This window comes from Streptomyces sp. R28 (assembly GCF_041052385.1).
Lineage (GTDB): Bacteria > Actinomycetota > Actinomycetes > Streptomycetales > Streptomycetaceae > Streptomyces.
In genome coordinates this window covers 8,959,089-8,974,728 of record NZ_CP163439.1, presented here as the reverse complement: position 1 = coordinate 8,974,728, position 15,640 = coordinate 8,959,089, and the positions used below count along the sequence as shown (strand labels likewise).

The 15,640-nt window shown below is 71.2% G+C and carries 12 protein-coding genes; 3 read left to right on the top strand and 9 right to left on the bottom strand.

Annotated features, from left to right (window positions below; all coding sequences use genetic code 11):
* Positions 1 to 203: 203 nt before the first annotated feature.
* Positions 204 to 1,172 carry a glycosyltransferase family 2 protein gene (locus tag AB5J49_RS39395; RefSeq protein WP_369173680.1) on the top strand — a complete coding sequence of 323 codons (969 nt, stop codon included), beginning with the start codon at positions 204 to 206 and terminating at the stop codon, positions 1,170 to 1,172.
* Between the two features lie 22 nt (positions 1,173 to 1,194).
* Here AB5J49_RS39395 and AB5J49_RS39390 read toward each other — a convergent pair whose 3' ends face one another.
* The 3 genes from AB5J49_RS39390 to AB5J49_RS39380 all read right to left on the bottom strand — a co-directional run bounded on the left by AB5J49_RS39390 (position 1,195) and on the right by AB5J49_RS39380 (position 3,745).
* On the bottom strand, positions 1,195 to 2,433 hold the full coding sequence (locus AB5J49_RS39390; protein WP_369173679.1) for an acetyl-CoA carboxylase biotin carboxylase subunit family protein: 1,239 nt from the start codon (positions 2,431 to 2,433) through the stop codon (positions 1,195 to 1,197).
* A gap of 74 nt (positions 2,434 to 2,507) precedes the next feature.
* Positions 2,508 to 3,236, bottom strand: a complete 729-nt coding sequence (locus AB5J49_RS39385; protein ID WP_369173678.1) for an MFS transporter — start codon at positions 3,234 to 3,236, stop codon at positions 2,508 to 2,510.
* Positions 3,122 to 3,745: an MFS transporter gene (locus AB5J49_RS39380; protein ID WP_369173677.1), complete on the bottom strand. Its 624-nt coding sequence runs from the start codon at positions 3,743 to 3,745 to the stop codon at positions 3,122 to 3,124. Before AB5J49_RS39380 ends, AB5J49_RS39385 begins: the two co-directional genes overlap by 115 nt.
* Before the next feature lie 182 nt (positions 3,746 to 3,927).
* Between AB5J49_RS39380 and AB5J49_RS39375 the strand changes: the two genes are divergently transcribed.
* Entirely contained in the window at positions 3,928 to 5,172 is a 1,245-nt protein-coding gene (locus AB5J49_RS39375; RefSeq protein WP_369173676.1) for an ATP-grasp domain-containing protein, read from the top strand.
* Positions 5,173 to 5,265: 93 nt separating this feature from the next.
* On the opposite strand, the gene acnA is transcribed toward AB5J49_RS39375, so the two are convergent.
* The 6 genes from acnA to AB5J49_RS39345 form a co-directional block, all read right to left on the bottom strand.
* Positions 5,266 to 7,599, bottom strand: a complete 2,334-nt coding sequence (gene acnA, locus AB5J49_RS39370) for an aconitate hydratase AcnA (protein WP_369173675.1) — start codon at positions 7,597 to 7,599, stop codon at positions 5,266 to 5,268.
* A gap of 468 nt (positions 7,600 to 8,067) precedes the next feature.
* Positions 8,068 to 9,801, bottom strand: coding sequence for an asparagine synthetase B (locus AB5J49_RS39365; RefSeq protein ID WP_369173674.1), 1,734 nt, complete (start codon positions 9,799 to 9,801; stop codon positions 8,068 to 8,070).
* Positions 9,802 to 9,822: 21 nt separating this feature from the next.
* Complete coding sequence (locus tag AB5J49_RS39360) at positions 9,823 to 10,623, bottom strand: hypothetical protein (protein WP_369173673.1); 801 nt, start codon at positions 10,621 to 10,623, stop codon at positions 9,823 to 9,825.
* Complete coding sequence (locus AB5J49_RS39355) at positions 10,620 to 12,002, bottom strand: hypothetical protein (protein WP_369173672.1); 1,383 nt, start codon at positions 12,000 to 12,002, stop codon at positions 10,620 to 10,622. Before AB5J49_RS39355 ends, AB5J49_RS39360 begins: the two co-directional genes overlap by 4 nt.
* Positions 12,003 to 12,045: 43 nt before the next feature.
* Positions 12,046 to 12,777 (bottom strand): phytanoyl-CoA dioxygenase family protein, encoded by a 732-nt coding sequence (locus AB5J49_RS39350; protein WP_369173671.1) that lies wholly within the window; start codon positions 12,775 to 12,777, stop codon positions 12,046 to 12,048.
* Between the two features lie 317 nt (positions 12,778 to 13,094).
* Positions 13,095 to 14,069 (bottom strand): TauD/TfdA family dioxygenase, encoded by a 975-nt coding sequence (locus tag AB5J49_RS39345; protein ID WP_369173670.1) that lies wholly within the window; start codon positions 14,067 to 14,069, stop codon positions 13,095 to 13,097.
* Between the two features lie 743 nt (positions 14,070 to 14,812).
* Between AB5J49_RS39345 and AB5J49_RS39340 the strand changes: the two genes are divergently transcribed.
* Complete coding sequence (locus AB5J49_RS39340) at positions 14,813 to 15,613, top strand: S-methyl-5'-thioadenosine phosphorylase (protein WP_369173669.1); 801 nt, start codon at positions 14,813 to 14,815, stop codon at positions 15,611 to 15,613.
* Positions 15,614 to 15,640: the final 27 nt, after the last annotated feature.

The window sequence follows — 15,640 nt, the reverse complement described above, 5'->3', positions numbered from 1 at the left end:
ATGGACCCGCGCAAGGATTTACCGGCCGATTTGTGCAGCGCGATCGAGCGGGCGGAACCGGGTACATGACAGATCAAACATCCGAGTGGACGAAAGGTCAAGTTCAGGTGAACATGTGTGGTCTACATCGCCAACGCCGGTGACCCGCACCTCTCTTGACGGGCTGTGGTTCACTGCTTGACCAGGGAGAAGAGGGGCGCGGGATGGGCAAGGTCAGCATCTGCATACCGGTGTACAACCGGCCACAGGAGATGGAACGGGCAGTACGCAGCGCGCTGGAACAGACTTACCAGGATATTGAAGTAGTGGTGGTGGACAACGCCAGTACGGATTCCACCTGGGAGGTTCTGACGAAACTGGCCGCATCCGATCCACGAATTCGGGCACACCGCAACGAAACAGTGCTGCCGCGCGTGCAGAACTGGCGCCGGGCGGTCGAGCTGGCCGAGGGAGAGTACGTCAAACTGCTCTTCTCCGACGACTGGATTTCCGCCACTGCCGTCGAGCGATCGGTCGAGGTGCTGGACCGGGAGCCCGACGTCGGCTTCGTCTACACGGCGATGACGTGGCACTACGAGGTGCCCGAGACGTGCTACCGCCGCAGCGCCGGGCGGATGTCGTCCCTGGAGTTCCTGGTGCGGTCGGCGACCGTGGAGGATCAGGTACCGGTCAGCTCCTCGTGCACGCTGATACGCCGGACGGATCTGCTCGAGGCATTCCAGGACGAACTGCCGACGAACCTGCCGTTCGATTTCAGCCACGGCCTGGGGCTCGACGGCACCCTGCTGTGGCGCGTGGCCGACCGCTACCCCTACCTCCACCACTTCCCCGAGGATCTGGCCCACTCCGCGGACCCGCACGCCGGTGAGCCCAACACGCGTATGCAGATCGGCGCGGAGAAGCACGAGATGATGTGGTGGGCCTACCGCAACGCCTTCGCCCAGTCCGTACTCGCCTCCCGTCGCCCGGCCGCCGAGATCCGTGCCCTGCGCACGGCCCTGCTGGTGTCCTGTGTGCCGCTGCGTCCGACGGCGGTGGCGCGCCGCAACTTCCGGCTGTACAGGCTGCTGTTTCCCGGCCGTTGGTGGGCGTTGGCGCCCTTCGCGGCCTCGGTGCGGGGACTGGTGTGGCGGCGCGTCAGGCAGCCGCTCGATCCCACGATCCCGCTCTGAGCGTGCGCTCCGGCCGGCTGCGTCATGCGGATTCGAGGACGATCGCGGATTCGATCGCGGCGATCGCGACGCGCAGCCGGTCGTGGTCCGCGGCCGTACCGTGGACCGTGCCGAGGTGCCCTTCCGTGCCGTTGCGCCAGTCCAAGGATCGTCCTGCGGCCGCCTCGGCCTTGACCTGCCACACACCGTCGAGGGCCGCCACTTCGTCCAGGCCGTGCATGGCCGTCAGGGTCTGCCCGGAGTCGGCCGGTGGCGTCACGAAGTAGACGTACTCCACCGCGGGGAAGGACAGTTCGGGCAGGTCGACCGGGAGGGACAGGGCTTCGCGCAGTGCCGCGCGCAGCAGGTCGAAGCGGGCCGAGCGCCGGAGCAGCGCCCCGACGTAGCCGCCCATCCGGCCGTTGACCTCGATCAGCCTGGGGCCGTCCGGGGTCAGCTTGATCTCCACGTGTGTGACTCCCCCGGTGATGCCGAGGGCGTGGATCGCGGCCTCGGTCAGGGCGAGCACCTGCGACCGCAGCACCGGGGACAGGCTCGCGGGCTGGAACATGCCGGTCTCCCGGAAGGGCTCGGCCAGCGGCAGCTTGCCCGTGACGCACACATGGTGCACGACGCCGCCGGAGGTGACCGATTCCACCGACACGTAGTCCCCGAAGCCCGCACCCGCCCCACCCGGGTCTCCGACCAGCAGCTCCTCCAGGACGTACTCCGCAGCGCCGTCGGCCATGAACTCCTCGGTCACCGCCACCAGTTGGCCGAGGTCGTCGACCCGGCACGTGTTCACGCTGCCCGCTCCACTGCGCGGCTTGAGCACGGCGGGCAGGCCGACCCGCGCCGCGGCCTCGGGTACGTCGTCGACCGACCGCACCGCCTCGCACCGGGTCGACTGGACGCCGGCGGCGTGCAGACGTGCCCGTTGCCGCTGCTTGTCCACCAGTCCGGCCACCACGTCCGGGGTGTGGAAGGGCAGTCCGGACGCCGCCGCCAGCTCGGCCGTCGCGGCCAGCCGGCGCTCGCTGAACGTCACGATGCCGCGTACGTCCAGGGCGGACAGCGCGGCGCCGGCCTTCTCGGGAGACATCCCGGTGACGTCGAGGACCTGCGCCAGTTCGCCCAGTTGCCGGGCCGTGTCCGCCGCGCCGGGCAGGCTCTCGTCGCAGACGAAGAGGACGGAGCACAACTTGCGGGCCGAGGCCACGATCTCGACGGCTCCGGCGGACCCGCGGTCGTACACCACGGCGAGAAGGGGGAGGTTCGACATGGGGGCACCCTATCCAGGAATCGATCTTGCTCTCAGGTGGTCGCCGGACCCGGGTGGGCGACGGGGTCCGGGCGTCACGCGCCCGCCCCTACGGCGGGCACGGTCGCGCGCTCCCGGGTGCGCTCGGCCCAACGTGCCACCGCGGGCGCCGCGAGTCCGGCGGCAGCCAGCAGCGCACCCATCACCAGCCAACCGACCCAGCCGTGCCGGACGATGAGCAGCGCGGTCACCGCTGGGGTGATCGCGGTACCGAGCTGGGTGGTCAGGCCGAACATCCCCTGGTACTGGCCCTGTGCGTGTTCCGGGGCGAGTTCGTACGACAGCGCCCATGAGCCGGCGCTGTAGAGGAGCTCCCCCACGGTGTGGACGGCCACGCCGACCACGAGGAAGACCCCGGCCACCCACGGCGAACGGCCGGCCGCCAGGGCGATGACGGCGCAGCACAGGGCCAGCCACATGCCGGACCTGGCGAGCGCCCGGGCTCCGCCGCGCACGTCCTCGGCCCCCTTGCTGACGGGGACTTGGAGCAGGACCACCATGACGGTGTTGACCAACAGCAGGGGGGCGAAGAGGGAGATCGGGGCGTTGGTGTGCTCGGCGATCCACAGGGGCAGGGCGACGTCGAGGATGCCCGCGTTCATCATCAGCACGGCGTTGATGGCGCCGACGGCGACGAACGGGCCGTCCTTCAGCACCTGCCAGGGCGAGGCGTCCTCCGGGCGGGGAACGGGCGGCGTGCGGTCCAGGGCGAGGAAGGCCAGTCCGGCGACGACGAACAGGACGCCGGAGCCGATGAGCGCCAACGTGTAGCCCTCCCGGGTGTGGTGGCCAGGGCCAGGCCGCCGAGCAGCGCGCCGACCGAGAAGCCGACGTTGGTGACCGACCGCAGGTAGGCGCGTGTGCGCACCCGCTCCTTCTGAGGCACGGCGAGCGCGACAAGTGCTCCGCGGGAGGCGTTGGACGCCGATTCCGCGACGGCCACCAGGCCCGCCGCTATCAGGAGTCCGACGAAGCCCTCGACGAAGGCGTAACAGCAGATGGTCGCGCCGTGCAGGACCACCGAGGCGATCGCCGTGTTCCGTGCGCCGATGACGTCCGTGGCGTGGCCGGCCGGGATGCTCGCGACCATCCCCACGACGGCGGCGACGGTCAGGCCCAGGCCCACCCGGGTCGCGTCGATGCCGACGGAGCGGGTGAGGTAGAGGACGATGACGGCGACGACGACACCGTTGCCGGTGCTCCGGGCCAGGGTGCTCAGCGCCAGCACCCACACGGGGCGCGTCCGGGGGAGCAAGGAACGGAGCCAGTTCATTTTGCCATTTCCTGCCATCGGCAGCTCCTTGCATTCTCGAGTTAGTTATGCGTAATCCCATCAGAGGTGCCTCACCATGATCAACCGAAGCCGCGAAGGGGTTTCGTGATCTTCATCACATGGATATGACACCGAGCCAGTATTAAGTTATCCGATGCGCTGAAAATGATTGAGGGAGTCACATGACGCAGCAGACGACCACCGTCCTTCACATCGGCTGGATGCTTCGCGCGGTCGATGCGCTGCACCGGGCGGATCTGAATGTCACCTGCGTTCTCCAGCCGGGTGACCTGGAAACCGCGAGGAGCGCATTCCCGGAAATGCGCACCGTGGTGGTGCCGGACCAGTCCAGCGTCGAGGGAATTCTCGCCGGGCTGGCCAGGAACTCACTTCGCGTCCAGGAGTTCGACGCGGTCTGCAGCGGGCTCGAACTGTGCCTCACCGCTGCCGCGGTGCTCTCCGACCTCGGCGGCCTGACCCGCGGAGCGGCGCTCCGGGCCGTTGCCATGCGCGACAAGGAAGTGCAGAAATCACTGGTCAGAGCGGCAGGCGTGGTGACCGCCGACTGCACGAGCGCGACCGGTCCCGACGACGCGCCGCAAGACAGCGCGCGCTTCCCCGTCGTGGTCAAGCCACTCAGCGGCAGCGGTGCGCTGGACACGTTCCGCCTCGACCGCCCGGAGGAACTGCGCGACTTCCTGGCCACATCCGCGGCCAAGGGCCCCTGGCTCGTGGAGGAATTCATTCCCGGCACCGAATTCCAAGTGGACGGCGTGGTCCGCGGAGGTGAAATCACCTTCCTCTCCCTGGCTCGTTACCTGGAAAACATAATCGATATCCACGAGGGTGGACTCGTGGGCTGCACCGCACTCCAGCCACATCGCCATCCGGAGCTCTACGAGAAGGCCACGGATGTCGCCCGCAACGCCCTCAAAGCACTCGATCACGCCGATGGCGTATTCCACATCGAGGTTTTCGACCGGTCGGGCGAGATCGTTTTCGGGGAATGCGGCGGCCGAGTCGGCGGCGGCCGGACCGACGAGGTCGTCGAGCGCACCTTCGGAGTGAATCTGCACGACGAGTGGGTGCGCGGAGTGCTCGGGCGGCCCTCGGCCGTCTCCGCCGCCCGCACCCCCGCGAGCGGCGCGGTCCACGGCGATCTGCACCTGCACGCGCCCGCCGGAGCGGTGCGCGAGGCTCCCACCTTCGACGAGGTGCTCGCCCGTCCCGGAGTCGAGTACGCGGAAGTCCGCATCGCGCCCGGCGGGACCATGCCCGATGTCACTGCCGCCTCCTATCTGCGGGCCGGTGTGGTGGTGGTGTCGGGGGCCGACGACGCCGAGGTGGAGAGCCGGTCCAAGGAGTTGGCCGCCTGGTTCGCCGACCGGGTGGTGCTGGAGCCGGCAGGCGCCGCGGACGGCCGCTGACACCACGACACCGGCCCGGCACGCCCCCGGCACGCGCCCCGGCGTGGGCACATCGGGGGCGTGCCTGGGGCGTGCCTGGAGGGCATACGCCCGTCAGCCGCCGTGTTCCCGCAGCAACCGCGCGGCGGTGTACCTCAGCACACCGCCGGCCGCGAAGTAGGCCACCTCACGGTCGGTTTCGAGCGCCGCGACCGCGTCGAAGACGGTGACGGCGCCGTCGCTCCGGTGCACCCGTACGGTCACCTTCCCGAGCGGCGACAGCCCGGAGAGGCCCAACAGGTCGATCTCCTCCGCCCCTTCGAGCCCCAGCGTGCCGGCGTCCGTGTCGGCCGGGAACAGCAGCGGAAGCACCCCCATGCCCACGAGGTTGCTGCGGTGGATGCGCTCAAAGCTCCGTGCGAGCACTGCCCGCACGCCCAGCAGTGCCGTCCCCTTGGCGGCCCAGTCGCGGGCGCTGCCGCAGCCGTAGTCACGGCCGGCGACCACGATCAGCGGCACCCCCTCCGCGCGGTACCGCTCGGCCGCGTCGTGGATCGACTCCAGCGCGCCGTCGGGACCGCGCCGGGTCCACGGGCCCTCCCGGCCGCCCGCCAGCGCGTTGCGCAGCCTGGGACTGCCGAACGTGCCCCGGACCATGACGTGGTGGTTGCCGCGGCGTGCGCCGAAGCTGTTGAACTCCGCCTCCGGGACACCGATCCGGGTCAGGTGGCGACCCGCGTCGCTGTCGGGCCGGATCGTGCCGACGGGCGAGATGTGGTCGGTGGAGACCGCGTCCCCCAGCAGCGCGAGGATCCTGGCGCCGACCACGTCCCCGCCCGCGGCACCGGTCCGCTCCGGCCCGGGCGTCGGTGCCGCTGCCACTGGGGCGATGTAGGGCGGCTCCAGGATGTAGTCGGAGCCGTCGGGCCAGGTGTACAGCTCACCCTGCGGCGCGTCGAGCGCGCGCCATCGCGCACCGCCTTCGTAGAGGTCCGCGTAGGCCTCCTCGTACAGCCCGGGCCCCACCGCCGCACGGACCGCGGCCTGCACCTCCTCGGGGGAGGGCCACAGCTCGGCGAGGAACACCTCACGCCCCTCGGGTGTGACGCCCACCGGCTCCTTCGTCAGGTCCCGCATGACCGTGCCCGCGAGGGCGTACGCGACGACCAGCCCCGGCGAGGCCAGATAGGCGGCCTTCACCTCCGGGTGCACTCGTCCTTCGAAGTTCCGGTTGCCGCTCAGCACGGCCGTGCCCAGCACCCCGGCGTCGGCCGCGCGCCTCGCCTGCGGCAGCAGGTCACCGCTCATGCCGTGGCAGGTGGTGCAGCCGAAGGCCACCACGTGGAAGCCGAGCTTCTCCAGTGCCGGCAGCACCCCGGCCCGGCCGAGATACGCCGGTACGGTGCGACTGCCCGGGGCGAGGCTGGTCTTGACCCACGAGGGCACCTGGAGCCCGAGGCGGACGGCGGCCTCAGCCACCAGGCCGGCCGTGAGCATGGAACCCGGGTGCGAGGTGTTGGTGCAGCTCGTCAGGGCGGCGATGAACACCGCGCCGTCGTCCGGCCCGGCGGCCTCGCGCCCCCGCGTCCGCCCGATGCCGTGTCCCTCGGTCAGACTGCGCGGGACCGCCGCGAGCGGTACCCGCTGGTCGGGTCTGGCGGGGCCGGCGACGCACGGCTCCACGTCGGCGAGGTCGACCGTCAACTCCTCGGCGTAGCGCACCTTCGTGTCCGCGTCGCCACCACGGAACAGGTCCTGCGCCCGCAAGTACCGCTCGGTCAGCGCCACTTGTGCAGGTGGCCTGCCGGTGGTCCGCAGGAACCGCAGCGTCTCGTCGTCCACCGGGAAGAGCGCGGTGGTCGCTCCGTAGTCGGGCGCCATGTTGGCGACCGTCGCCCGGTCCGGCACGGTCAGCGCGGCGCAGCCGTCACCGAAGAACTCCACGAAGGCGCCCACCACTCCGTATCCGCGCAGCCGTTCGGTGAGCGTGAGGACCAGATCGGTCGCGGTGCTCCCGGCCGGCAGCCGGCCCGTCAGCCGGACGCCCACGACTCTCGGGGCGGGCAGCAGCACCGGCTCCCCGAGGAGCACGGAGGTCGCCTCGATCCCGCCGACGCCCCATCCGAGGACACCGAGCGCACCGACCATGGGGGTGTGCGAGTCCGTGCCGAGCACCGTGTCGGGGCGGGCGAGCCGCGGCCCCGGGCCGTCGGTCACGGTGACCACCTGGGCCAACCGCTCCAGGTTGACCTGATGGACGATGCCCGCACCCGGCGGGATCACACGGAACCCCTCGAAGGCCTGCTCGGCCCAGCGCAGCAGTGCGTAGCGCTCGTGGTTGCGGGCGAACTCCAGTTCCGCGTTGACCCGCAGGGCGTCGGCGGTGCCCGACCGGTCGACGCGTACCGAATGGTCCACGACGAGGTGGGCGGGTACGGCCGGCTGCACCGCCCGGGCCGGCAGGCCGCTGCGTACGGCGGGCCGCGCAGCGCGGCGAGGTCGAGGACCACGGGCACGCCCGAGAAGTCCTGGAGCACCACCCGGGCGGGTTGGAAGGACACGGTCCCTCCCTCGGTTCCCGGCGCTCCCGGCCGGGTGAGCGCGCGCAGCGTCTCGGGGCTCGCCTTGCCCGCCGCGACCAGGTGAGCGGCGTTCTCCAGCAGCAGCCGCACGGTGTAGGGCAGGGTGTCGAGGTCGACGCCCGCTGCCGCTGCCGTCTTCCGCAGCGGACGGTGCAGGACCTCGGGCCCGGTTGCGTCCAGCGGTTCCGGTCCGGCCACTGCCGGGAAACCGGTGGTGTCTTGCTCGTTCACGACAAAACCGTCTCCTCGGTCTCGGGTTGTGCTCTCACGGGCCGTCTCCGGTGCGCCTCCGCGAGCCGTGACCCCCGGCCGGCGCGCTCCCCGTACGGGGCGGTCACGAGCCGCCGCCAGGCAGGGCCTCGGCGCCCGCCTGTTCCAGCCAGGCGCCGAGGCTCAGCAGGGGGAAGACGAGGCCGGTCGCGCCGGTGTCGCCGTCGGTCACCTGCCGCAGCAGCCCCCGCAGTGCTTCGGAACGCAGTCCCACGGCGGTGAACAGCTCGTCCCGGTCGGCCAGTCGGCCGGTCGCCGCGGACCGGTGGCCTGCGATCAGCCAGTCGTCCACCGGGGCCCGGAAGGGCTTCTTGACCTCGGTCCGCCAGTGCGGCAGCTCGCGCGCGTACGCCTCCCGGAGCGGCACCTTCGTCTGGCCGCCCCGGAGCAGCCCGGCCATCGGATATGCCCGCCCGAGTGCGGGAAGGCCGCCGTGCAGGAACGGCGTGCGTCCCTCGACACCCTCCGCCATGAGCAGGTGGTCGGCGCGGCGCAGCAGCGGCTCGAGGCTGTGCTCGTACTCGAAGTCCCGTACCACCTCGGCCGTCGGCCGCCCGTCGGCCACGGGCAGTGCGGCCCGCAGCGCGTCCAACGCGCCCGCCACGGCCTCCTCCCCCAGCAGGGCCCGCACGAGTTCGACGCGGCGCGGTGCGACGTAGAACTCCTCGGCGCTGCCGAGCCGTTGGAGAGCGAGGTAGCTGCGGTAGCCGCCGAAGACCTCGTCGGCCCCTTCGCCCAGCAGCAGCACCACGATGCCCTCTTCCCGGGCCAGCCGGGCGAGTGCCGCGTACATCGGGACGCTGGTCATGGCCGTCGGCTCACCGAGGACGGCGGCCGCGTCGGCCACGCCCGCGAGCAGGTCCGCCGGGCCGAATCCGGTCCATCGGTGCCGCCAGCCGCGCCACGCCGTGCCCGGCAGCGACAGGTCGGCGACCTCCCGGACACCGTCACCGTTGCCCTCCGGGACGACGCTGACCGTGGCCAGGTCGTCGATGCCCCGGCGCGCCAGTTCCAGGGCGACGACGGTGGAGTCCAGCCCGCCGCTCAGGGCGAGCCCCAACGGCCGGTCGGACACCAGCACCCGGTCGACGGCCCGGGAGACCGCCGCCCGGATGCCGTCCGGGGTGGCCGGCCACCCGGGCGACCCGGCGACGGCGGACGGGGGCGGCGGCGCCCACACCGTCTCGGTGCGCCCCTCCTTCAGCAGCAGGCGGGTGCCCGGCGGGACCGGCTCGATGTCCTCGTACCAGCTGCCGCCGTCCACCACCCGCCCCAGCAGGAGGAACTGCGCGACGGCCGCGGCGCGGATCCGCGCCGGGCCGAACACGTCCAGCAGAGCCGGTATCTCCGAGGCCACCGCGACGCCGTCGCGGTGGCGCCGCAGGTAGAGCGGCTTGATTCCCAGCGGGTCGCGGGTGATCTCCACGGCGCCGCCCCGGGTCCGCCGGACCAGCGCGTACATGCCGTCCAGGGCGTGGCATCCGTGGTCGTGGACGGCCTGCGCCTCGTCGAGGCCGCCCCTCGGCACGGTCGCGTCGGCCGCGCCGGCGCCCGCCCCGGCGCCCACGGCGTACACCTCGCCGTTGTAGGCGTGGCAGGTGCCGTCGGGGCCGTCCGGGAAGGGGACCCGGTCCGCAGGCCGGCTGCGCACCCGCAGTCGGCACATGGCCACCGCGGACAGTGCGTCGCCCACCACCCCGAGCCCGTCGGGCCCGCGATGGGTCAGGCGCTCCACCACGCGGCGGGCCAGCCGGGCCGCGTCCGGACCCGGCCCGGCCCCGGTCGGGGCCAGGCTCACTGCGGCGACTCCGCACATGGGTCAGGCGTCCCGGCCGGAGCGGACGCCGGTGGCGGTGGCGGTGTACATCCGGGTCTTCGGCGCCTGGCCGAACTCCGTGTGCCGGGTGAGCTCCAGGCCACGGCCCTCGACATCGGCGGCGGCCAGCAGCGCGGTCACGTCCTCGTGGTCGAAGCGCTGCTCCCGCCCGCGCCCGCGGTACCACTGGAGCAGCAGCTCCGGGTCGATGTCGCCGTGCGGCAGCAGCGAGTCGGTGAGGACGTCACCGGCGGCGGCGAAGTCGATGACCTTCGCGTCGGCGTCGTAGAAGTTCTCCAGGGTGCCGCGCTCCCGACCGTTCGCGATCATGCGCTCGTCCATCGGGTACAGGCCGAGCTTGATCGAGGCGCGCACCTGTCCGCCGTCGGCGAGCAGGTCCAGCATGCCCTCCAGTCCCTTACGGGCCTCCGCCTCGCTGAACCGGTTGACCAGGCGGTCGTTCAGCACGAACTTCTGGGTGCCGCGCAGCTCCAACGGCGCGCGGCGGGTGATGTCGTGACGCTGGATGCGGCAGGAGCCTTCGGGCAGCGCGGCCCGCAGGTCGTCGCACATGCGCTGGGAGAAGTCGACGACCGTGACCTCGGCCCCGAGGTCGAGCAGCGCCTCGACGAGGTCCTTGGTGGACGCGCCGACGACGGTACAGGTGTCTCCCGCGGTGATCCCGTCGAGGAACAGGCCGATCTCCTCGTCGCTGGGCTTGGCCGTGGTCCGGCCCGACTCCCAGAACAGGGAGCCTATGAGGTCCCAGGCGGCGGCCTTGGTGTTCTCGGTCTGGATGGTCATCGGGTGCTCCCAAGGGGGTCGATCAGGCTGGAGTTGTACTCGCCCGCCAGGACGTGGTTGAGGTAGGTTCCGGCGCCGCCGACCACCCGGTAGCCGTGGGGGACGCCCGCGGGGATGAAGACGGACGCGGGGCTCTGCACGGGGAACACCCGCTCGCCCAGGGTCACTTCGACGGTCAGGCCGCTGTAGTCGGCCTCGTCCCCGAGGAACATGAAGAGGCTGTCGCAGTGATGGACGTGTGTGTCGACGTGGCCGGCGCCGTAGTCGTCCAGCAGCGGGATGCGCCGGGCTATGCAGTACTGGTCGGCGCCCGGGACGAAGCGGTTGTCGACCATCACGAAACGGTGGCCGGGACCGGCCCGGTGGTGGCGCAGCTCGGTGGCGGAGATGACCTGCGGGCTGACGATCCAGTCGGAGGGGTCGGCCGGCAGGCCGGGACGGGTGACGCTGCCGGTGCGGCCGACCTCGGCCGGGTCCAGCCACTCGTACGACCCGGGCTCCCGCTCGACGGCCTTCACGTGCAGCTGTGCGACGTGGTGGAAGACGTCACGGCCGACCACGGGCCGCCGGTGGTCCGGCATGGAGCGGGAGTAGGCGCCGACCCGGCGGCTGAGGTCGCCGAGCAGGGTGCCGTCCACCAGCGGGCGGGTGCCCCGGTGGTGCAGGTTGACCAGCAGCGTGGCCAGGTCGGTGATGCCGGCCCGCTCGCCGAGGCCGTTGACCGAGGTGGAGACCCAGTCGGCGCCGGCCTCTATCGCGGCCAGGGCGTTCGCGAGGGAGAGTCCCCGGTCGTCGTGCAGGTGCACCTCGATGTCGGTGCCCGGACAGCGCTTGCGCAGCGTCCTGATCCGCTCGGCGGTCTCCTGGGGCTCCAGAATGCCGAGGGTGTCCGCGAAGCAGATCCGTTCGGCGCCCGCCTCGACCGCGATGAGGTACGCCTCGACCAACTGGCCGGGATCGGTGCGGCTGCTGTCCTCCACCGTGAACCGCACCCGCAGTCCGAGCTCCCGGGCGTGGGCCACGGACTGCTGGATGGTCTCGTACAGGTGGGCCAGGGTGCGCCCCGGCAGCCGGAACTGACGGGAGGTCTCGTTGACGCCGAGGAAGATGCCGACCCAGGAGGCGCCGGCCTTGGCGACGGCCTCGATGTCCCCGGCGTGGGCACGGGCGTGGGCGAGCACGGGAGTGTCGCCGGCCGCCTCCACGACCGCCGCGACGCGCAGGAGTTCTTCTTCGTCGACGGCCGGGTGGCCGCACTCGATCATGTCGATCCCGGCGCGGGCCAGCAGGGTGGCGACCTCCACGCTTTGACCGAGGGTGAACCGGCCGTGGGCCGATTGCATGCCTTCGCGCAGTGTGCTGTCGATGATGCGGGTCATCTGTCCTCCACCGGCCGGAGGGGCCGCAGTGTGTTCGGTCATGTCAGCCGGCCCCGAGGGCCACCAGGTCCGCCAGCGGGAAGCTGTCCTTCGCCCGGAACTCGGGTGCGGAGGCGTCGGCGAAGACGACGACCATGCCGCGCCGGTCGTGCGGGGAGGTGTTGGCGGCGCTGCCGTGGGCGAAGTACCGGTCCCACATCACCCCGTCACCGGGGGCGAGTTGGAACTGGACGGGTTCCTCGAGACCGTCCTCGGCGGCGTCGAGGCTGTCGTGCCAGCGATAGGCCGGCCGGTCCTTGTGCGGGACGTGGCCGCCGCTGTGCGAACCGCGGCTGCCGAAGAGGCCCCCGTTGGCCGGTGAGACCTCGGTCAGCGCGCACCAGACGCTGAACGCCTTCGGGTACTCGTAGCTCCACAGCGCCTGGTCCTGGTGCAGGGCCACCTCGGTGCCCACGAGGGCGGGCTTGAGGAAGGCGGCGTGGAAGACCACCGCGGCGTCGTCGCCGACGACCTCACGGGCCAGGGCCGGGACGCCCGCGCGGTTGAGCAGCGGACCCCAGATCTGCGGGTCGTTCCACAGCAGGCGTCGCAGCTTGCGCAGCCGGCGGACGCCGTCGGCCTCGTCGTACTCGGCCTCGTAGGAGGGCGGCACCTCCGCTGCCCCGTCGAGACCGTCGAAGAAGGCCACGGCACGGCTTACGTCGGCCTCTGCGAGGAGGCCGGGGAGCAGCTGACATCCATCCCGATTGTAGAGGTCACGGTCGAAATTGGGCATGCAAATCTGCTTTCTCGTCATTGTCGGGCATCGTGGGATGACCTGTGCGAAAAAGGGGCAGCTCTGACCGACCGGCGAATACCGCCCGGCGGGAAACGGAAAGGGAGTCGGAGAGGCAATCGACGGCACGACGGAATTCGATGTGGCACCGACGGGAAATGAGCGGAACAATGGCTTCCGCTACTACGCTTCACGGCAGCCGGGCAGAAGTCGCATCGGACACAAAGGGAATATCCCGAGCCCACTCGGGACGCAATTACTTTTCTGCCGCCGTCGCCCCACGGCGGCAAGCGTGGGGGCCTGCGCGGCCGGCCCCCTCAGCCGAGTTCGCCGACCGGGCGGCCCAGGGTCTCGGGCAGGGACCCGGCCGGCCAGACGCCGCCCCGGTAGCTGCCCGCGGCCACCGCGCCGTACAGCGAGGCGAAGTGGTCGGGGAGTTCGGGGCTGGCGTCGAAGGCCAGCCACAGGCGCAGCAGCAGCCGTCCCCGACCGCCGCCGTCCTCGAAGGCGGACCGGGCGTGCAGCAGATGGAAGTTGTTGATGAGCTGCAGGTCGCCCCGGCGCAGCTCCATGTCGAGCGAGACGCCCGGCCGTTCGAGGATCGCGTCGAGGGCGTCCATCGCGGCGATCTGGCGCTCGGTGAGCCGCGGCGCGGTGTCATGGCGCTGCGAACCCTCGATGAACCGCCGTAGGTAGCGCGCCGCGAAGGAGTCACCGGTACGGCTGAACACCGGGATCCCCGACCACGGGGCCTCCCCGGGCTGCTCCTCGCCGCGCCGGTCGTTCGGATAGGGCTGATACAGCTCGGCCAGCAGGTCCTCGGACTCCGCCAGCAGCAGGTCGTGGACGGTCTTGGCGGACACGATGCGGCTCAGTCCCCCGGACGCCGCCGGCCGGACGCACAACAGGCCGATGACGTCGGTGCGGTCCACATGGAAGGGGAGCGCGGCGGAGCTTTCGTAGCCGCGCTGGACCGGGCTGCCGATGTCCGCCCCGCGGTCCTCGACCCGGCCGAGCAGGTCGCCCTTGCGGCTCTGCGACACCGGGCGGCCGAGGAGGAGACCCAGGAGCCAGTAGATCATCTCGGACTCCTGTGGATCCTCCGCTTCCACAGGAACGTCCGTGACGACCACGAATCCCGGATACCCGGCGAGTCTGCGCCGCAGTTCGGCGACGAACTCCTCGGTGCGACCGAGGCCGACGGGGCGAGGAGAAGCGAGATGCGGGCGTCCGCCCGCGGCCAAGGCGTCCCTGGCCGCGGCGTTCAGCTCCGCGGCCACCTCGCCCGGCATGGGGAGACGCCATTCTTCTTCCCGGGCGGCCAGGGAAGAGCCCAGCCATCCGTTTCCTGCATGAGCGGCCCGTGAATCTGGTGGAAGGGCCCCTGCTTGAACGGGAGAGTGCACGATTTGGCTCCCCAGTCGCGTGTTCCAGTCAGTAAGTCCGGTTCGCCATGGGTTTACTCGGCGACGACCGAACAAGATCAAACACTATGATGCAATGCCACGGCGGAAAGTCACTGTGACGTGGATCACATGCCTCACCCAGCTAAATTTGCACCCTCTTTGCATTGTATGACTCAGGTAAATTCGGAGCCTCGCGTTCCGCTCTTCTCCCGATTTTCCGGCCGCCGCGACATAGGGGCGCGGACATGAGACGTGCGTCACTCCAGCGACCTATTTGATCACTGTATGGTTCAGCGCAGGCGGGCCGACGCCCGGTGCGCACTCCCTGGTGCGCCCCGCTTCCCCCGGCTGTTCCCGCCAAGGCGGCCCACCGCCTGTCCCGTTCGGGTTCGCTCCGCCTGACCGGACGCTCCTTGCCCCACGCCCGTACGGCGCTCTCTCCGCCGAGCGTGCCGCTGAACGGCACCGAAGCGGAGCCGGCGCAACCGTCGCCGAACGGCGCGGCCACGCCTCCCGGGGAGACCGGATCCCCGGACACACCACGATGCACACGACGACCGACCCGCTGGACCACTGGTCCTGGACGGGTCCTTGTGATGACGGGGGATCCGATGACAACGGGGGATCTGATGACAGAGGAACGACCGCCGACCGCGGAGATCGGGATCATCGGCGGCAGCGGCTTCTACGAACTGCTCGAGGACGCCGAACGGATCGAGGTCGCCACACCGTACGGCGCTCCGTCGGACGCGATCTCGATCGGTACCACCGGCGGACGCCGGGTGGCCTTCCTGCCCCGGCACGGCGCCGACCACCGGTTCCCGCCGCACCGGATCAACTACCGCGCCAACCTGTGGGCCCTGCGCTCGCTCGGGGTCGGCCGGGTCCTGGCGCCCTGCGCCGTCGGTTCGCTCCGGCGGGAGTTGGGCCCGGGCTCCATCGTCGTACCGGACCAACTGGTGGACCGCACCAGCGGACGCGCGAGCACCTTCTACGACGAGGGAGCCGTCCATGTCTCCTTCGCCGACCCGTACTGCGTGCACGGCAGGGCCGCCGTCCTGCGGGCGGCCGCGGCCGGCGAGGAGGTGCACGACGGCGGCACGATGGTCGTGATCGAAGGCCCCCGCTTCTCCACCCGCGCCGAGTCCCAGTGGTTCGCCTCGGCCGGCTGGTCCCTGGTCAACATGACGGGCCAGCCGGAAGCGGCCCTCGCCCGCGAACTCGCCCTCTGCTACACCTCGGTGGCCCTCGTGACCGACGTGGACGCCGGGATCGATGCCGCCGAGAGCGTCGAACAGACCGAAGTCATGCGGGTGTTCGCGAAGAACGCCGAGCGGCTGCGCCGTCTGGTGCTGGAGACCGTGCGTCTGCTGCCGCGCGACCGCGACTGCGCCTGTCCCCGCGTGCTCGACGGCATCGGCGCCCACTGAACACACGAACTGGATCAGAGCTGGATC